This is a genomic window from Amycolatopsis sp. NPDC003865, assembly GCF_053605345.1.
Map to the genome: position 1 here is coordinate 56,217 of NZ_JBSGJA010000003.1, position 18,252 is coordinate 74,468.

The following is an 18,252-nucleotide window of genomic DNA, read 5'->3' on the forward strand; positions in this document are numbered from 1 at the left end:
GCCGTTCCCCGCACCTGGTTCAAGGGAGAGCGATGTCCAGAAAGAGATGGCACCTCCTCGGTTTGTTCACCGCGGTCGGCGCACTTGCGATCGGTCTCGTGACCGTTCCGGCCAGCGCCGCCGGCGGCGTCAGCGCCAGCTTCACCAAGGGCTCCGACTGGGGCACCGGCTACGAAGGCAAGTACACGATCAACAACGGCTCCGGCTCGACGCTGGCCGCCTGGACGGTCGAGTTCGACCTCCCGTCCGGCGCGAAGATCTCGTCCCTCTGGGACGGCAGCTACACCGCGTCCGGCCAGCACGTCACCGTCAAGAACACCTGGAACGGCAACGTCGGCAACGGCTCGACCGCGAGCTTCGGCTTCAACGTCGCCTACTCCGGCACCTACTCGGCACCGGCGAACTGCAAGCTGAACGGCGGCTCCTGCGACGCCGGTGGTGGCACCCCGACCACCACGCCGACCACCCCGACGCAGCCGACCACCACCCCCACGACCCCGACCACGCCGCCGACGACGACCACCACCACGCCGCCTCCGCCGGGTGGGCTGAAGAACGTCGGCTACTTCGTGCAGTGGGGCGTCTACGGCCGCAACTACCACGTCAAGAACATCGAGACGTCCGGCTCGGCGAGCAAGCTGACGCACATCAACTACGCGTTCGGCAACGTCAAGAACGGGCAGTGCACCGCGAACGACGACCCGTACGCCGACTACCAGAAGACCTACGACGCCGCGGGCAGCGTCGACGGTGTCGCCGACACCTGGGACCAGCCGGTCGCGGGCAACTTCAACCAGCTGCGCAAGCTGAAGAAGCTGCACCCGGGCCTCAAGGTGATCTGGTCGTTCGGCGGCTGGACCTACTCCGGTGGCTTCGGCCAGGCCTCGCAGAACGCCGCCGCGTTCGCGCAGTCCTGCTACAACCTGCTGAAGGACCCGCGCTGGGCGGACATCTGGGACGGCATCGACATCGACTGGGAGTACCCCAACGCGTGCGGCCTTTCCTGTGACACCAGCGGTGCCGCGGCCTACAAGAACCTGATGGGCGCGCTGCGGGCGAAGTTCGGCTCGTCGTTCCTCATCACCTCGGCCATCACCGCGGACGGCAGCAACGGCGGCAAGCTCGACGTCGCCGACTACGGTGGCGCCGCGCAGTACGTCGACTGGTACAACGTGATGACCTACGACTACTTCGGCGCGTGGGCCGCGCAGGGCCCGACGGCTCCGCACTCGCCGCTCACCAACTTCAGCGGCATCCCGACCCCGGGCTTCTACTCCGACGCGGCGATCCAGAAGCTGAAGAGCAAGGGCGTCCCGTCGAGCAAGCTGTTGCTGGGCATCGGGTTCTACGGCCGCGGCTGGACCGGCGTCACGCAGTCGACCCCGGGTGGCACCGCGACCGGCCCCGCGCCGGGCACCTACGAGCAGGGCATCGAGGACTACAAGGTCCTGAAGAACACCTGCCCGTCGACCGGCACGTTCGCCGGCACCGCGTACGCCAAGTGCGGCAGCAACTGGTGGAGCTACGACACCCCGGCGACCATCGGCGGCAAGATGTCCTACGCCAAGCAGCAGGGTCTCGGCGGCGCCTTCTTCTGGGAGCTGACCGGTGACACCACGGGCGGCGAGCTCATCACCGCGATGAAGAACGGCCTGTCGTGAGGCGCCGGTGGTTGCCCGCGCTCGGGCTGGCGGCCGCGGCCGCCACGATCGGCGCGATGTTCGTGATCGCGCCCGCGAACGCGGCGGGCGGGGTGTCCGCGACCTTCTCCAAGGGCTCCGACTGGGGCACCGGGTACGAAGGCAAGTACACGATCGCCAACGGCTCGGGCTCGACGCTCGCCACCTGGACCGTCGAGTTCGACCTGCCGAGCGGCGCGAAGATCTCGTCGCTGTGGGACGGCAGCTACACGGCGTCCGGCCAGCACGTCACGGTGAAGAACACGTGGAACGGCAACGTCGCCAACGGCGGTAGCGCGAGCTTCGGGTTCAACGTGGCGTACTCCGGCTCGTACGTCGCGCCGTCGAACTGCAAGCTGAACGGGGGTTCGTGCGCCGCCGGGGGCACACCCCCCACGACCACGACGCCTCCTACGACGACGACCCCGCCGACGACCACCACGCCGCCGCCGGCGGGTGGCCGGGGCGCGCCCTACCTGTACATGGGCTGGGGCAGCCCGCCGAACCCGCAGACGGTGATGAACGCGACCGGGGTCAAGTGGTTCACCATGGCGTTCATCAACGCCTCCGGTGGCTGCAACCCGGCGTGGGACAGCAGCCGTCCGCTGTCGGGCAGCGCCGACGCCACCGCGATCTCGCAGATCAAGGCGGCGGGCGGCCAGGTCGTCCCGTCGTTCGGCGGCTGGAGCGGCAACAAGCTCGGGCCGAACTGCTCGACGTCGGCGGCCTTGGCCGGTGCCTACCAGCAGGTGATCAACGCGTACGGGCTGAAGGCGATCGACATCGACATCGAGAACTCCGACGAGTTCGAGAACGAGGCCGTGCAGGACCGCATCCTGGGCGCGCTGAAGATCGTCAAGCAGAACAACCCGGGCGTGCAGACGATCCTGACGTTCGGCACGTCGACGACCGGCCCGAACTACTACGGCAACCGGCTCATCGACCAGTCGAAGGCCCTGGGCGCGAACGTGGACGTGTACACGATCATGCCGTTCGACTTCGGCGGCGGCGCGAACATGTACAACAGCACGGTCAGCGCGGCGAACGGCCTGCGGGACAAGCTCAAGTCGACGTTCGGCTGGAGCGACGCCACGGCCTACGCGCACCTGGGCATCTCGGGCATGAACGGGCTGTCCGACCAGCAGGAGCTGACGGACCTGTCGACGTGGACCCAGATCACGAACTGGGCCAAGTCGAACAAGATCGCCCGCCTGGCGTTCTGGTCGGTCAACCGCGACCGGGGCTGCCCCGGCGGCGGCGTCCAGTCGGCGTGCAGCGGCATCGCCCAGAACGACTGGGACTTCACCAAGGTGACGGCGGGCTTCTGACGTCGTCGTGAAACGAAGGCCTCCTTGCCCGCTCCCCGGGTGGGCAAGGAGGCCTTCTCACTGCCCCACGAAGAAGTGCCAGCCGACCCACCACCAGGCCAGCACGAACGCGATCCGCGCGCTCCGCCGGCGCATCACCACCGCCAGGACGCTCGTCAGCTTCGGCACCTTCTCCGGCCACACGTGGCTCGCCACCCCGAGCCCGATCGCGACCAGGACGATCAGGCCGAACCCCAGCTCCGTGACGACCCGCGTGCTCACGACCGCCTCGCCGCGGCCGCCGCGCGGAGCATCGCCAGGCCCGCCGCCAGCCAGCCCGTGATCGCCAGCGCCTGGACGATCCGGCTGGTCAGCAGCGGGTCGACCAGGTCGCTCATCGTCGGGTGGGTCTGCGACAGGCCACCCGCCGCCTGCTCGTAGACGAACGACAGCAGTTCCCAGCCGCACCAGCTCAGCGCGACCGCCGACCACAGCCACGCCCGGCGTGGCACCGGCCGGTCCACCGGCAGCGACGGGTCCCGCCATTCGGCGACCAGCGCGACCAGGCCGATCGCCGAGATCGCGACCGCCACCGGGACGCTGTCGCGGCCGAAGGCCAGCACCAGCAAGCCGGCCGCGACCACCGCGAACCCCGGCACCCGGAACGGCTCCCCGAGTTCCGCGATCTCCGCGTGCGGCCGTTCGGTGACGAGGAGAACCAGCGTGACGACGAGGAAGATCAGCGCGTCGGCCGGTGCGCCGCGGATCCAGTGCGCGATCGCCGCGAGGGTGAGCGCGATGACCGGGAGGTCGACGGTGAGCGGGTGACTGCGGAAGCCGAGAGCCATGGCGTAGCTCCTTCGCGACAGGTCCTTGTCATTGCTAACAAAAAACCCGGCGCGCGGCCAGCGGATTCCGCGCTCAGAGCATCTTGACCGCGTCGCCGATCGCCTGGTCGAGGATCGAAACGCCCAGCGAGATCTCCTCTTCGGACGCCGTCAGCGGCGGCGCGATCCGGAACACCCCGCCCATCCCGGGCAACTGGACGATGTTCATGTGCAGCCCGAGCTCGAGGCACCGGGTGGTGACCCGGGCGCCCAGCTCGTCCGAGCTGCGCTTGGTTTCGCGGTCCACCACCAGCTCCAGCCCGGCCAGCAGGCCGCGGCCGCGGATGTCGCCGACGACTTCGTGCCGGTAGGCGATCTGCTCGAGGCCGTGGCGCAGCAGCGAGCCGAGCTGCAGAGCGCGCTCGTCGAGGCGGTCGCGGTGCAGGACGTCCAGGACCGTGTTGCCGACCGCCGCCGGCAGCGGGTCCGAGACGTGCGTGGTGAAGAACAGGAAACCGCGGTCGTGGGCCGCCTGCTCGATCTCCGCGCTCGTCAGCACCGCCGCGAGGGGGAGCCCGGCGCCGAGGGTCTTCGACAGCGTCAGGATGTCCGGGACGACGCCGTCGCGCTCGAACGCGTACCACGTGCCGGTGCGGCAGAGGCCGGTCTGGGCCTCGTCGAGGATCAGCAGCATGCCGCGTTCACGGCACTTCTGCCGCAGCGCGGCGAAGTAGCCGGGCGGCGGCTCGATGATGCCGCCGGAGCTCAAGATCGGCTCGACGATGCACGCGGCGAGGCTGCCGACCGACTGCGCGTCGATCATCTCGAACGCGAAGTCGAGCTGGCGGCGCCAGTCCAGCGCGCCGGCGGCGTCGGTGAAGTCCGGGCGGTACGCGTTGGGCGCGGGGATGGCGAAGTTGCCGGGCGCGGCGGGCCCGTAGCCCTTGCGGCCGGCGCTGTAGGTCGCGCTCGCCGCGGCCTGCGTCATGCCGTGCCACGACCGGGCGAACGAGACGATCTCGTGCTTGCCGGTGACGAGCTTGGCCATCCGGATGGCCGCCTCGTTGGACTCGGCGCCGGTGGTCAGGAGCAGTGCCTTCTCCAGCGGTTCGGGCAGCGACTCGGCGAGGCGCCGCGCGAGGTCGACGACCGGGCGGCTCAGCATGCCGCTGAACAGGTGGTCCAGCTTCGCGGCCTGCCTGCGGACGGTGTCGACGATCTCCGGGTGCGAGTGCCCGAGGATCGCGCTCATCTGGCCGGAGGTGAAGTCGAGGATGCGGCGGCCGTCTTCGGTGAAGACGAAGCTGCCTTCGGCGTGGTCGATGATTTCGCGGGTGAAGGCGCCGCCGTAGCGCACGAGGTGCCGGTCGGCGTCGTCCCAGAAGGTTGCGGCCATGCGTTCGACGGTAAGGCGTCGCCGAGCGACACGTCCATCTCACGATTCCGGCTTTCTTGTTCGGTTCTCCCGCACAAGAATGGGGTGATGCTGAACCCGTGGCGCCTGCGGCTGCTGAGCCGGCTCGACACGCTGGGGACGGTCCGCGCGGTGGCGCAGGACGCGAACTTGAGCGCGTCGAGCGTGTCGCAGCAGCTGGCCGTGCTCGAAGCGGAAACCCGCACCCAGCTGCTGGAACGCACCGGCCGCCGGGTCCGGCTGACGCCGGCGGGCCTGATGCTGGCGCGGCGCGCGCGGGCGATCCTCGACCACATGGACACGGTCGAGGCGGAGCTGCGCAGCCTCGGCGAGGAGCCGGTCGGCCAGGTCCGGCTCGGCGCGTTCCAGAGCGCGATCCACACGATGGCGGTCCCGGCGGTGACCCGGCTGGCGGGCGCGTACCCGCACCTGGAGCTCGAGCTGCTGGAGCTGGAGCCGCACGAGAGCATCCCGGCCCTGCGCGGCGGCGACGCGGACGTGATCATCACGACGACCGACTTCGTCCAGCTGCCCCTGGGCCCCGACCTCGACATCGTCCCGCTGGCGACGGACCCGATCGTGCTGGTTTCCTCCGGCGACGTGCCGCGCGGACCCGTCTCGCTCTCGGCCTACGCGGATTCGCCGTGGGCGCTGGACATGCCGCAGTCGTACATGGCGGACCTGACGCTGCGGTTGTGCCGCGAGTCGGGCTTCGAGCCGCGGGTGGTGTGCCGGTTCAGCAACTACCTGATGACGTTGCAGCACGTCGAGGCCGGGTTGTCGATCGCGCTGCTGCCGCTGCTGGCGGTGGACCGCCGGTACCGGGTGGTGACGCGCGAGCTGGCCTCCCCGGTGACGCGCACGATAGCGGCGGTGGTGCGCCGGGGGACACCGTTGCGGGCGGGAGTGAACGTGGTCCTCGACGCGCTGCGGCAGCCGCCGGACCTCCCGGCCCTGACGGAGTGGAGTCCCCGGTCGCCGAGCTAGTCGTTCTTCCCTTGACCGCGGATGCGATCCCGCACCTCCCGGAGCTTGGCCTCGACGTAGATCTGCATCCCCTCGCGGTTCTTGTACGCCTCGGCGAGAGCCGCGCCGAACGACTGCATGACCTCGCCGAAGGCTTCCGCACCGTGGGGCATTTCGCGGCCGAGCAACTCGGCGAACGTCCCGGCGGCGTGCGCGGCGGTGTCGACCTTCTCGATGGCCTCGGCCGAGGCTTCGTCCCTGGCTTCGTGGTCGTCCGAAGACTCGCCGGATCCGTCCGGGTCGTCGGGGTCATCGGGCGGGGAACCAACCTCGGCCGTTTCGGGTGCCGCCGGTTCCTCGGGCATCATCGAAGGCTGGTCTCCCCGCAAGGCACTGACCATGCCCTTGAGCCCGTCGAGGCCGGTTTCGTACATCGCGCCGGCCGTGAAGGCCGTGGCGGCCAAAGCGCCCAGCGTGTGGTCCGCCGGCGCCGGCACCGCGTCGACCCTGACCTCCTGGCCGGTGTGGATCTCGGTGTGCCCGGGAGTGCCGTAGGCGTCGGTCACCGCATTGGTGAGTTTCTCCGCCTTCTCGGCGCCCTTCGCCAGCTCCGTGGACGACCGTTCCTTCGGCTTCTGTTCGAGGGCCGGTTCCGTTTTCCGCTCGACGCCGGTTTCGTCGCGGTCCGGCTTGTCCGGCGAATTCGCGGCGTTCGGCTCGGGGCGCTGCTTCTCCACGAGTTCTCCGCGCTCGTTCACGACCGCCACGTAGTCGTTCGGCCCCAGCTCCGGGATCCGTGACTCCGGTCCGCCGGGTCCGCCGGGGTCGTCCGGGCCGTCGGGTGGGTCGTCGCCGCCACCCCGTGTGCCGGAATCCGTCCGCGTCTCGGCGCCGGGTGCGACCCGGACTTCGGGCGATCCCGCCGAGCCCCGGTCCGCGTTTTCGGACGGGCCGGAAGTCCGCTCTTGGGCCTGAACCACCGGCACCTCGCGGGGAGCCTGCTGCGGACCGGGGACCTCGGGCCGGGCGGCTCGCTCCGGTGACCGGCCGGGCTCGGTGTCCGGACCGGACTCCAGCGTCGCGGGCTCTTCGAACACGACCGGCTGTTCGGTCCGCGATTCGGCCGCTGTGGTGCTCGACGGGCCATCCCACATCGGACCGGGCAGGGTGAGTTCGCGCTCCCGCTCGAAGTCGTCCGGATCGTCGCCGCTGGTGTCCTCCTGATTCGCTTGACCGGGTTCCTCGGCGCGATCGTCTTCGGGGCGGTCAGGGTCTTCAGCCTGTTCGGTGCGGTCGTCGGTGTCCTCCGGCGGCTGTTCGTCGTCGCGGAGGTCGTCTTCGTTGCGGCGGTCGGCTTCTTCGGCGCGTTCGTCGGCGACGTCGTCCTCGGGCGGCTCCGGTTCGGGCTGCTCGGCGGCATCCGGCTCGTCCGCGGGGTCGGGACGGTCCGGCTCGTCGTCCGGCGGGTCGTCGTCGGCTGCCCGGTCCTCGGCCGGGTCGGGGGCTTCTTCCGTGCCCGGGCCGGGTTCGTCGTCCGGGGGATCGTCCGGAACGTCGTCCGGGTCTTCGGGCGGCGGTGGCTCCTCCGCGCCGGGCTCGTCCACCGCGGCGTCGTCTTCGCGCGGTTGGTCCGGCTCGTCGTCGGGGGGATCGTCCGGAACCTCGTCGGCCTGGTCGGACGACGGATCCGGGGTGTCGTCCGGCGGGTCGCTCTCCACGGGCTCGGGCTCGGCGGTGTCGCCCGTGTCCGGCGAGTCGTCCTCCGCCGGGCCTTCGGGGCGGTCCGACTCCGTGTCCGCGGGTTCCGGCGGGGGCTCCGGTGCTTCCGGAGCTCCCTCGCTGGTTTCGTTCATCGTCCGGCCCCCTCGGAGTCCAAGCGCAGCACGCGGTCGGCGCGGAACGTGATGTTCAGGAACTTCGTCGCCGCCTGGACGCGGGCGGTCTGCGTCTTCGCGTTGCTGAGCTGGGCCGCCGCCTTCAGGATCAACGTCGGCCGGGTTGTGCCGATGACCGTTGGCCCGTCGTCGGACCACTGCTCCGGGCGCCGGCGCAGGGCCGCCAGCTGCTCCGCGCGCGTCGCACCTTCGAGGAGCAATCCGCGGTCCGCCCACGACGACGTCAACGGGTGCGGCCCGGTGTCCGGTTCATCGGCCTTCAGCGCCAGCAGGACGTCGTACCAGCGGTAGCTCCCCGCCTGCCACCGGACCTCCGGACCCGCACAACCCCGCTCACCCGCCAACGTCCGCCGGGCGCTGTCGGCCAAGTGGGAGATGAACTCGTCCGCCGCGTTGTACTCCGTGATCCCCGCGTAGCGGGCGTCCACGGCGGTCTGGATTCGGTGTGCCACCGCGCATTCCAGCGTGCGTGGGTCGTAGTTCGCGTGCAGCGACGCGATCCAGTCGGCGGACGGCGCAGGCGCCGAGCGGCCGGCGATGTGCGCGACCGTCAGCAACTCCAGCCACAGCACCAGCTTCGGGTCCTCGTCCGCGCGGTACACCGCGTCGCCCAGCTCTCGCAGAGTGCACGGCCGGGCCAGACATGACTGTCCACACGCGACACTCCGGCGCGCCGTCAGAGCCGGTGTCGACGAGACCGAACAAGCGTCCTCGCGAGCCGAACCCAGCGGCATCGAAAGCCGCAGCGGGCGGTCCATTCCGTCCGTGAACACCGCCGCCCGGCCCGGTGGCAGCGTCACCACGTGGCGGGACTGGGCCTCGCTCAGGTTCATCGTCGCCCCGACCGCCTCGCGGTCGTCCGCGGCCGGCAGCCGGTGGAGGATCTTGCACGCCGTGTTCTTGATGACGTCCGGGACGATCTTGCCCGGGATCTGCTCGGCCACCACGATCCCTTCGCCGTACGCGCGGATCTCCGCCAGCAGGGACGTGAACAGCTCCACCGCGTGCTCGGTCGGGCTACCCGGCTCCGCCCGCTTCAGCAGCCGGTGCGCCTCTTCCAGCACCAGCACGTGCTTCAGCCCGGACGAGCCGGCCACGTGGTGGACGCGCAGGTGCTCGAACAGCCGGATCAGCACCGCGCCGATGAAGAACGCCTTGTCCATGTCGGAGCCGATGTCCTCGATCTCCAGCACGACGTTGCCGCGCAGCAGCTCCGCGACGTCCAGCGGGTGGCCGCCCTCGAAGAAGCGGCCGGGCGTGCCCAGCCGCAACGATCCGATGCGGACGTCGACGAAGCCGCGGACGTTGTCGGCGACTTCCTTGCCGTAGCCGATGCCCTCGACCACCTCGATCGCCGTCTTCCGCAGGTCGCCCAGGCTCGGGTACTTCACCCGCCCGACGCGGCCGCGGACCTCGCCGGTCACCGGGTCCCAGCCCTGCTCCGTGTAACACCGGGTCAGCGCCTGTGCGAGGACCTGCGGGAACGGCTCGTCCGCGTCGAACGCCGCCATGAACAGCGCGCGCGTCAGGTCCAGGTGCGTCTGCAGCGGGAAGCCCGCCGCCGGTTCCAGGGGGTTGAGCCCGGCCGGGTACGCGCCGGGGTCGCCCGGCCGGATCACCGTGACGCCGCCGGACGGGCCGAGCCGGCCCGCCATCGCCGCGTACTCGGCCTTCGCCGGCTCGATGACCAGCCACGGGACACCCGCGGTGTGCAGCCCCTCCAGCAGGTGCCGGACGGTCTGCGACTTTCCCGAGCCCGTGGCGCCCGCGACGAACGTGTGCCGGTTGAGCGTGTCGAGCGCGACGCGGAACTCGCCCACGTGCTGGTCCGCGTCGTCCAGGACCGCGCCGAGCGGGATCTCGCCGTCGGACTCCGGGGTGACGTCGAACAGCGGCGGCTCGGTCAGCCGGATCCCCGGCAGCTCGCGCCGCGGCGGGCGTGCGATCGCCGCGACGAACTCGCCGGTCGCCGCGAACGCGCCCTCGCCCTTCCACGCCGACGCCAGCGGGACGCAGTCGCTGCCCGGCGTCAGCACGTACGGCAGCGCGTCGAGGTCGCTGGCGCTGCACAGCAACGCGGCGGCCGCGCGGGTGCTCGGCTCGTCCGGGCCGCCGACCAGGACGTGCACCGTCCACAGTCCCGCGGACTTTGCCCGCGACAGCTCCCGGTACCGGCCTTCGGCCCGCAGCAGCGCGATCCGGTCCGGCTCGGAGTTCTCCCGCTGCCGCAGCCGTGGGATCGTCGTCTCGAGGCCGACGAGCTCGCGTTCGACGGCGTCGGCGCCCAGCGGCTCGGCGACGACCAGCCAGACGAACTCGCCGGGCAGGTGGGCGACGTAGTCGTCGAAGCCGCCGCGGCCCGGCGCGTCCGAGCCGGACTGCGGTGTCCACAGTGGATCGTGATCGCCCGTGCACCGGGTCCACGCGGGCAGCGCGGCCCAGTCCGGCGCCGGCACCGGTGTGCCGAGGCTGCCCGGCGGGTACAGGATCGGCACCGGCCCGGCGGCCGGCCGCGCGACCGGCGAATGCGGGCGGCCGCCGACCAGCACACGCAGCGCGCGTGCCCCGCCCGTGCGCTCCCAGGCGACCGCGAACGCCGCGTCCGGGCCGCGGAACCGCAGGTCGGCATGGGCCGCGGTGAGCGCGGCGAACAGCTGGGCCGGGGCGCGGCCGCCGGTCTCGTCGGGCCGGTCGGCGTCCGTGGCGAGGTCGTCGCCGCGGGGCACCGACAGCAGGCGGTGGAAGCCGAAGCCGTCGAGCGGGGACATCAGCGGGGGAGCGCGACCCGGTCGAGCAGGACGATGCCGGGGTTGCAGTCGCCCATGACCACCCGCCGCCCGCTCGGGCCCGCCTCGACCAGGACGAACGCCGTCGGCGCGAGCGACTGCAACGCCGTCGGCTCGACCTGGAACTCGTACACGCGGGCGCGCGTCTCGCCTTCGCTGCGCGAAATGGCTTCCGACTGGTTGACGGTGTCCTGCCAGTTGCTCTCGCGCGAGGTCGACGAGCTGAAGTTCCGGCTCCAGTTCGAGCCGGACGACCACGAGCCGCCGCTGCCGCCACTACCGCTGGTGAAGCTGCTGCTGCCGCCGAAGCTGTAACCACGGCTGCTGGACGACCCCGTCGAGCCGCCGGTGCTGGACGAGTTGCCTTCGGTGAACGTCTTGCCCATCTCCGCGGTCAGCTGCGACAGGACGAACTTGAAGCCGCGGCCGATGAACTCCGCCGCGTTCGCCGCCTCGTTCGCGTTGCCCAGCTGCATCAGCAGGCTGACGCTGCCGGAACCGCCGAGCAGCTTCTGCAGGTCGTCGCGCAGGTGCCGGAGCAGGAAGACGAGCCGGACGCCGGCGCGCCGGGCCTGCTGGGCCATGGACTCCAGGGCTTCGAGCCCGATCTGGTCGGCGCCCGCGACGACGAGCACCTCGCGGCCGGTCGTCTCCCGGGAGTGCAGCTCCTGCAGCGCGCGGTGGAACACGACGTGGTCGAGGAACCGCTTGTGCCGTCCGATCTTGGTCCGGGTCGCGACGACGGACAGGCCGCGCGACGGCCAGCTCGCCCGGAACCCGGTGGGCGGGCCGTCGGTGGCCTGCTCGGCCCGCGCCAGCCCGCGGATCTCGCCTTCGAGCGCGATGAGCTCGTTGCGCACCTGCTCGGTGTTGCCGACGGTGTCCACATAGGAATTGAGCGTGCGCAGCTCGTCGGCCGACAGCGTTTCGTCCGAGCCCGCGTCGTACACCCGGCGCAGCACCTGCAGCCCGGCGACGAGCTTGCTGAACGTGACCGGACCGGTCAGCCGCTCGGCCACGGTGGTGAGCAGGTCGGCGTGCAGGCCGCGCAGGTCGGCGCCCATCGCCGTGCGGTTCAGGTTGTGCATCGCCTCGGCGACGACCTCGGCCAGCTCGTGCGGGTCGAGGTCGGCGAGCAGGCCGAACGCGCCGAGGTCGCGCGGCAGCTCGTGCACGGCGACCTCGTAGCCCTTGCCGGCCGCGGCCACCGCCAGGTCGTCGGCGACGGCCATGTCGGTCAGGTCCAGCAGCAGCATCGACGCGCCGCCGGCCAGCTGGGCGGCGCCGCTGGTGGCGAGCAGGCTCGCCCAGCCGTCCTCGGTCCCGCCGAAGACGTCGACGCGGTTGGGCCGGGTGCCCAGTTTCACCGGCTGCCACAGCATCGCCGAACCGAAGCGGTCGCGTTCCCGCCGGTCGTGCTCGGCGACCCGCTGCTGCCACGCGAAGTGCGCCTGTGTGTACGACTCGAGCGCGCGGTTGTACTGGGACTCGTAGCCGCGCTTCATCACCGTGAACCGCCGCCGTGTCCGGAAGAAGTGCACGATCGCGAGGAGGACGCCGACGCCGAGCACCACGCTGGTGGTGATCTCGGCGGCCAGCGGGACCTGCTTCGAGACGGACTCCATCATCCCGCCGACCATCACGACCACCACGACGGTCAGCGCGAGCCAGCCGAGCAGCCCCAGCCAGGCGCGCTTGCTGCGCTTCTCCCGCAGCCGGTAGTCGTGTGGCGCGTACACCTGCTCGGCGACCGGTGGGGTGGCCGACTCCGGGCTCACGGAGACCGGCGCGGGCGGGGTGAACTCCCAGCCCCAGGTTTCGCGCGCGCCGAACAGCCGCTCCCACATCTCGGTCGTGCCGCCGACCGCAACGTCCCGCCCCTGCACTGGCCCCTCCGGAGTCCGCCATACGCCCGGTTGCCGCACGATTGTGCCCCGGGGGGCCGACAAAAGTGACACTGTTCCCCCGATCGTCCACATCCGGCCACTGTCCGCTGGACGGCACCTGTCCGGGGGCGGACACTCGGTGCGTGAACCGGCGCGTGCGCGTGGCGATCCGGGTTGCCGGGGTGGTGCAGGGGGTCGGGTTCCGGCCCTTCGTGCACGGCCTGGGCCTGCGGATCGACGTCTCCGGGTTCGTCGGGAACGACGTGCGCGGTGTGTTCGCCGAGGCCGAAGGCCCGCCGGAGCGGGTCGCGGAGTTCGTCGCCGCGCTGACGGCCGAGGCGCCGCCGCTGGCCGTCGTCGAGCACGTCGAGACCCGGGAAATTCCCCCGATCGGGGACACCGGGTTCGCGATCGTCGCCAGCGCGGGCCCCGGTGTCGCCGACACGCTCGTCTCGGCCGACTCCGCCACCTGCGCCGACTGCCTGCGGGAGCTGCGCGACCCCGGCGACCGGCGGTTCCGGTACCCCTTCGTCAACTGCACGAACTGCGGCCCGCGGTTCACGATCGTCACCGGCGTTCCCTACGACCGGCCGCAGACCACCATGGCGGCCTTCCCGATGTGCGCGGACTGCAAGCAGGAGTACGAGGACCCGGCCGACCGGCGGTTCCACGCCCAGCCCGTCTGCTGTCCCGCCTGCGGGCCCGCCTTGAGGTTCGGGTCCGCGGACGACCCGGTCCGGGCCGCGGCCGAGGCCCTCGGAGGGGGCGCCATCGTCGCGGTCAAAGGCCTCGGTGGCTACCACCTCGCCGTGGGAGCGCGGCACGAAGAAGCGGCGAAGCGGCTTCGGGCCAGGAAACACCGCGAGGACAAGCCCTTCGCCGTCATGGTCGCGGACTTGGCGCAGGCCCGGGAACTCGCCGAGGTCGACGCCGTCGCCGAACGGGCGCTGACCAGCAGGCAACGGCCGATCGTCCTGCTGCCCGCCAACCGGGCGCTCGCCAAAGCCGTCGCGCCCGGGAACCGGCGCATCGGCCTCATGCTGCCCTACGCGCCGGTGCACCACCTGCTCCTGGAAACCACCGGGCCGATCGTCCTGACCAGCGCGAACGTCTCCGACGAGCCCATCGTGTACCGCGACGAAGACCTCGGCCGCCTTCAGGGCATCGCCGACGCCTTCCTCACCCACGATCGGCCGATCCACGTCCGCACCGACGACTCCGTCGTCCGCGTGACCCGCGGCGAAGTGCAGCTCCAACGGCGCTCGAGGGGCTACGCGCCCGAGCCCGTCACGCTGCACAAGCCCGCGGCACAGCACCTCCTGGGCTGCGGCGCCGAACTCAAGAACACCTTCTGCCTGGCCAAAGGGCGGCACGCCTTCGTCTCCCACCACATCGGCGACCTCGAGAACTACGAGACGTTCACGGCGTTCACCGAGGGCATCGAGCACTTCAAGCGCCTCTTCGCCGTCGAGCCGACGCTGGTCGCGCACGACCTGCACCCCGAGTACCTCTCGACGAAGTACGCGCTCGAGCAGGACGCCGCCGTGCTCGGCGTCCAGCACCACCACGCCCACATCGCCGCCTGCCTGGCCGACAACGGCGAGGACGGGCCCGTGCTCGGCGTCGCCTTCGACGGCACCGGTTTCGGGCCCGACGGCACCGTCTGGGGCGGCGAGCTCCTCCTCGCCGACCTCACGGCCTACCGGCGGCTCACCCACCTGAAACAGCTCGCGATGCCGGGCGGCACCAGCGCCATCCGCCAGCCGTGGCGGATGGCGGCGTCCTATGTGGACGAACTGGGCCGTCCGGCGCGCGAAGACATCGTGCAGCTCAAGCGCAGCGGCCTCAACTCACCGCTGACGTCCAGCGCCGGCCGGCTCTTCGACGCCGCCGCCGCGTTGCTCGGCGTCCGGGACACCATCACCTACGAAGGCCAGGCCGCCATCGAACTGGAACAGCTGGCCGACCCGGCGGAGAAGACCGCCTACCGCGCGCGGATCGACGAGGAGATCCACGGCGAGGACCTCATCGCCGCGCTGCTCGACGACCCGAGCGGCAAGCCGGTCCGGGCCGCCCGGTTCCACAACGGCGTGGCCGACGCCATCGTGCGGGCCTGCGACCGCTACCGGGACCTCAGTGGCACGGTGGCGCTCTCCGGCGGCGTGTTCCAGAACGTCCTGCTGCTCGACCGGACCGTCGAAGGCCTCGAGCACCAGGGCTTCCGCGTACTGACCCACCGGAGGATCCCCGCCAACGACGGCGGGATCAGCTTCGGTCAGGTCGCCGTAGCCAGTCGTACCACTCGGTGAGCCCGTCCCCGCGGGTGGCGCTGACCCGCAGCAGGGCCGCCGACGGGTTGACGCGCCGGACGTCCCGCTCGAACTCGGTGACGTCGAAGTCCACGTACGGCAGCAGGTCGACCTTGTTCAGCAGCACCAGGTCCGTCGCGGCGAACATGTGCGGGTACTTGACCGGCTTGCCGGGCCCTTCGGTCACCGACAGGATCACCACGCGCGCCGCTTCGCCGAGGTCGAACAGCGCCGGGCAGACCAGGTTGCCGACGTTCTCGATGAACAGCGTCGAACCCGGGGCGGGCGCGAGCGAATGCAGGGCGCGGTGCAGCATGGACGCGTCCAGGTGGCAGCCGGCGCCGGTGTTGATCTGGACGACCGGGGCTCCTGTGGCCTTGATCCGCTCGGCGTCGAGCAGCGTCTCCTGATCGCCCTCGATCACCGCGCACGGCGTGTCCACGGCCCGGATCGTCCGCTCCAGCAACGTCGTCTTGCCCGCGCCCGGCGAGCTCATCAGGTTGATCGCGAACACACCGGCGGAACGCAGGTGTGCACGGTTGTGCGACGCGAGTTCGTCGTTCTTCGCGAGGATGTCCTGCTCCATGACCACGGTGTGGGCGTGGTCGGTGATCCGGACTTCCGAGTCCGAACAGCCGCAGGTGTCACACATGGCTGACCTCCACCGAGGTGATCCGCAGTTCCCGCCCCGCCAGCACCGCCGCGTTGGCGCTGCCGCAGGGGCACAGCACGATGAAGTCGTCGAGGCCGAACTCCGCGCCGCAGTCGTGGCAGCGGGCCCTGCCGGCCGGCTCGGCGATGTCCAGCCGGGCGCCGGCCAAGGGCGTCCCCGCGCACAGGACGTCGAAGCAGAACCGGACGCTGTCCGGCACCACGCCCGACAACCGCCCGATCTCCAGCTGCACGCTGGTGACCGGCGCCTCGCCGAGCCGGGCGACGATCGCGTCGACGACCGACTGCGTGATCGCCATTTCGTGCACTAGCAGATCCTCGGCAACGGGTCCCCGACCAGCAGGTCCACGATCCGGGTGCCGCCGAACGCGGTGTTCAGCAGCACGATCCCGGGCGGGTCGCCGGTGATCCGCCCGATCACCGCGGCGTCCGCGCCGAGCGGGTGCGCGCGCAACGCGGCCAGCGCGTCGGCGGCCTGAGCGCCGTCCACGACGACCACGATCCGGCCTTCGCAGGCGACGTACAGCGGGTCGATGCCCAGCAGCTCGGACGCGCCGCGGACCTCGTCGCGCACCGGCACGGCCTTCTCGTCGACGACGACGGCGACCTCCGCGGCCTTCGCGATCTCGTTGAGGATCGTCGCGACGCCGCCGCGGGTCGCGTCCCGCATCGCGCGCACGCCGGGCACCGCGGCCAGCAGCCCGGCCACCAGGTCGTGCACCGGCGCGGTGTCCGAAGCGAGGTCGGCGTCGATGTCCAGCTCGCCGCGGGCCAGCATGATCGTGACGCCGTGGTCACCGATCGGCCCGGAAACGAGGACGGCGTCTCCGGGCTTCACGGTGGCCACACCGAGGCCCGTGCGGGTGAGCACCCCGACCCCGGCCGTGTTGACGTACACGCCGTCGGCCTTGCCGCGCTGGACGACCTTCGTGTCGCCGGTGACGATCTGCACGCCCGCCGCGACCGCCGCGTCCTTCATCGACTCGACGATCTTCAGCAGGTCCTCGACCGGGAAGCCTTCTTCGAGGATGAACCCCGCGGTCAGGTACAGCGGGCGCGCGCCGGAGACGGCGAGGTCGTTGACGGTGCCGTTCACGGCCAGGTCACCGATGTTCCCGCCGGGGAAGAACAGCGGCGAGACGACGTAGGAGTCCGTGGTCAGGGCCAGGCGCGCGTCGCCGACCACCAGCGACGCCGAGTCCTCGAGCGGTTCGAGCAGCGGGTTCCGGAACGCGTCGAGGAAGACGGCCTCGATCAGCGTGTGCGTCGACTTGCCGCCCGCGCCGTGCGACAGCGTGATGCGCTCTTCACGCACCTTCGCGCGCCGGCGCCGGGCCCGTTCGATGCGGTCCAGGACCTGCTGCTCGCGTTCGGTGGTGGTCATGCGCGGCTCGCCTCCCGGACGCGCTGACGGGTGAACCGGCCGAAGTTGTAGTACGCCGCGCAGGCGCCTTCGGGCGAGACCATGCAGGTCCCGATCGGCGTCTCCGGGGTGCACGCGGTGCCGAACACCTTGCACTCCCAGGGCTTCAGCACGCCCTTGAGCACCTCGCCGCACTGGCACGCCTTCGGGTCGGCGACGCGCAGGCCGGGGATTTCGAACAGCCGCTCGGCGTCGAAGGCGGCGTACTTCTCGCGGATCGCCATCGCCGAGTGCGTGATGAACCCGAGGCCGCGCCACTCGAAGTACGGTCGCAGCTCCATGACCTCGTTGATGGCCTTCAACGCGACGATGTTCCCGTCCCACGGCACCACCCGCGAGTACTGGTTCTCCACTTCGGAGCGCCCCGAGGAGAGCTGGAGCATCAGCATGTAGATCGACTGCAGGATGTCGAGGGGCTCGAAACCGGCGACGACGACGGGCTTGCCGTAGTCGCGGGCGATGAACTCGTATGGCCGGCAGCCGATCACCGTCGAGACGTGCCCCGGCCCGATGAAGCCGTCGAGCCGCAGGTCGGGGGAGTCGAGGATGGCTTTGATCGCCGGGATGATCGTGACGTGGTTGCCGAACACCGAGAAGTTCCCGATGCCCTCGGCGGCCGCGCGCAGCAGCGTCATCGCGGTGGACGGCGTGGTCGTCTCGAACCCGATGGCCATGAACACCACGCGCAGGTCCGGGTTCTGCCGCGCGATCTTCAGCGAGTCGAGCGGCGAGTAGACCATGCGGATGTTGGTGCCCTCGGCGTTGGAGTCGAAGAAGTTCCCGCCGGAGCCGGGCACGCGCATCATGTCGCCGAACGACGTCATCAGCACGCCCGGCTGCCGGGCGATGTGGATCGCGTCGTCGATGCGGCCCATCGGGATCACGCACACCGGGCAGCCCGGCCCGTGCACCAGCGTGATGCTCTCGGGCAGGTAGTCCTCGAGCCCGTGCTTGTAGATGGTGTGGGTGTGCCCGCCGCAGACCTCCATGAACTTGTAGTGGCGGCCCGGCTCGCACAACGCCGTGATCTTGGCGGACAGCGCCCGCGCCTTTTCGGCGTCGCGGAACTCGTCGACGAAACGCATGAC

At 71.1% G+C, this 18,252-nt stretch carries 14 protein-coding genes; 4 read left to right on the plus strand and 10 right to left on the minus strand.

From position 1 onward, the window contains the following. Positions 1-32 precede the first annotated feature (32 nt). Entirely contained in the window at positions 33-1,661 is a 1,629-nt protein-coding gene (locus ACWEVP_RS08750; RefSeq protein ID WP_452062012.1) for a glycosyl hydrolase family 18 protein, read from the plus strand. Beyond that, positions 1,658-3,007 (plus strand): cellulose binding domain-containing protein, encoded by a 1,350-nt coding sequence (locus tag ACWEVP_RS08755; protein WP_452062013.1) that lies wholly within the window; start codon positions 1,658-1,660, stop codon positions 3,005-3,007. The genes ACWEVP_RS08750 and ACWEVP_RS08755 overlap by 4 nt, the downstream gene beginning before the upstream one ends. 57 nt (positions 3,008-3,064) lie before the next feature. On the opposite strand, the gene ACWEVP_RS08760 is transcribed toward ACWEVP_RS08755, so the two are convergent. From ACWEVP_RS08760 to ACWEVP_RS08770, 3 genes are all read right to left on the minus strand, one after another. Then, positions 3,065-3,268, minus strand: coding sequence for a DUF6186 family protein (locus ACWEVP_RS08760; protein ID WP_452062014.1), 204 nt, complete (start codon positions 3,266-3,268; stop codon positions 3,065-3,067). Next, positions 3,265-3,834: a hypothetical protein gene (locus ACWEVP_RS08765; RefSeq protein WP_452062015.1), complete on the minus strand. Its 570-nt coding sequence runs from the start codon at positions 3,832-3,834 to the stop codon at positions 3,265-3,267. The genes ACWEVP_RS08760 and ACWEVP_RS08765 overlap by 4 nt, the downstream gene beginning before the upstream one ends. A 73-nt stretch (positions 3,835-3,907) precedes the next feature. Continuing rightward, positions 3,908-5,209, minus strand: a complete 1,302-nt coding sequence (locus ACWEVP_RS08770) for an aspartate aminotransferase family protein (protein WP_452062016.1) — start codon at positions 5,207-5,209, stop codon at positions 3,908-3,910. Between the two features lie 87 nt (positions 5,210-5,296). Here ACWEVP_RS08770 and ACWEVP_RS08775 point away from each other — a divergent pair, with 87 nt between their 5' ends. Then, positions 5,297-6,214, plus strand: coding sequence for a LysR family transcriptional regulator (locus ACWEVP_RS08775; protein ID WP_452062017.1), 918 nt, complete (start codon positions 5,297-5,299; stop codon positions 6,212-6,214). Here the strand turns inward: ACWEVP_RS08775 and ACWEVP_RS08780 are convergent. The 3 genes from ACWEVP_RS08780 to ACWEVP_RS08790 are packed head-to-tail and all read right to left on the minus strand — an operon-like array spanning position 6,211 to position 12,760. Next, complete coding sequence (locus ACWEVP_RS08780) at positions 6,211-8,046, minus strand: hypothetical protein (protein WP_452062018.1); 1,836 nt, start codon at positions 8,044-8,046, stop codon at positions 6,211-6,213. The genes ACWEVP_RS08775 and ACWEVP_RS08780 overlap by 4 nt on opposite strands. Then, positions 8,043-10,856, minus strand: a complete 2,814-nt coding sequence (locus ACWEVP_RS08785; protein WP_452062019.1) for an ATP-binding protein — start codon at positions 10,854-10,856, stop codon at positions 8,043-8,045. The genes ACWEVP_RS08780 and ACWEVP_RS08785 overlap by 4 nt, the downstream gene beginning before the upstream one ends. Further along, positions 10,856-12,760 (minus strand): hypothetical protein, encoded by a 1,905-nt coding sequence (locus tag ACWEVP_RS08790; protein WP_452062020.1) that lies wholly within the window; start codon positions 12,758-12,760, stop codon positions 10,856-10,858. Before ACWEVP_RS08790 ends, ACWEVP_RS08785 begins: the two co-directional genes overlap by 1 nt. Positions 12,761-12,915: 155 nt before the next feature. Between ACWEVP_RS08790 and hypF the strand changes: the two genes are divergently transcribed. Next, positions 12,916-15,069, plus strand: a complete 2,154-nt coding sequence (hypF, locus tag ACWEVP_RS08795; protein ID WP_452062467.1) for a carbamoyltransferase HypF — start codon at positions 12,916-12,918, stop codon at positions 15,067-15,069. Here the strand turns inward: hypF and hypB are convergent. Genes hypB through hypD form a run of 4 tightly spaced genes read right to left on the minus strand, consistent with a single transcriptional unit; the run spans position 15,026 to position 18,249 of the window. Further along, entirely contained in the window at positions 15,026-15,721 is a 696-nt protein-coding gene (hypB, locus tag ACWEVP_RS08800; RefSeq protein ID WP_452062021.1) for a hydrogenase nickel incorporation protein HypB, read from the minus strand. The two genes, hypF and hypB, sit on opposite strands and share 44 nt — an antisense overlap. Beyond that, entirely contained in the window at positions 15,714-16,049 is a 336-nt protein-coding gene (locus ACWEVP_RS08805; RefSeq protein WP_452062022.1) for a hydrogenase maturation nickel metallochaperone HypA/HybF, read from the minus strand. The genes hypB and ACWEVP_RS08805 overlap by 8 nt, the downstream gene beginning before the upstream one ends. Then, entirely contained in the window at positions 16,049-17,125 is a 1,077-nt protein-coding gene (gene hypE, locus ACWEVP_RS08810) for a hydrogenase expression/formation protein HypE (protein ID WP_452062023.1), read from the minus strand. Before hypE ends, ACWEVP_RS08805 begins: the two co-directional genes overlap by 1 nt. Next, positions 17,122-18,249 carry a hydrogenase formation protein HypD gene (gene hypD / locus ACWEVP_RS08815; RefSeq protein WP_452062024.1) on the minus strand — a complete coding sequence of 376 codons (1,128 nt, stop codon included), beginning with the start codon at positions 18,247-18,249 and terminating at the stop codon, positions 17,122-17,124. Before hypD ends, hypE begins: the two co-directional genes overlap by 4 nt. Between the last annotated feature and the right edge of the window lie 3 nt (positions 18,250-18,252).

Coding starts and splice junctions, on each gene's coding strand:
- ACWEVP_RS08785 (WP_452062019.1), bottom strand. CDS start 10,856: ATGTCCCCGCTCGACGGCTTCGGCTTCCACCGCCTGCTGTCGGTGCCC.
- hypE (WP_452062023.1), bottom strand. CDS start 17,125: ATGACCACCACCGAACGCGAGCAGCAGGTCCTGGACCGCATCGAACGG.
- ACWEVP_RS08780 (WP_452062018.1), bottom strand. CDS start 8,046: ATGAACGAAACCAGCGAGGGAGCTCCGGAAGCACCGGAGCCCCCGCCG.
- ACWEVP_RS08775 (WP_452062017.1), top strand. CDS start 5,297: ATGCTGAACCCGTGGCGCCTGCGGCTGCTGAGCCGGCTCGACACGCTG.
- hypD (WP_452062024.1), bottom strand. CDS start 18,249: ATGCGTTTCGTCGACGAGTTCCGCGACGCCGAAAAGGCGCGGGCGCTG.
- ACWEVP_RS08770 (WP_452062016.1), bottom strand. CDS start 5,209: ATGGCCGCAACCTTCTGGGACGACGCCGACCGGCACCTCGTGCGCTAC.
- ACWEVP_RS08750 (WP_452062012.1), top strand. CDS start 33: ATGTCCAGAAAGAGATGGCACCTCCTCGGTTTGTTCACCGCGGTCGGC.
- hypB (WP_452062021.1), bottom strand. CDS start 15,721: ATGTGTGACACCTGCGGCTGTTCGGACTCGGAAGTCCGGATCACCGAC.
- ACWEVP_RS08765 (WP_452062015.1), bottom strand. CDS start 3,834: ATGGCTCTCGGCTTCCGCAGTCACCCGCTCACCGTCGACCTCCCGGTC.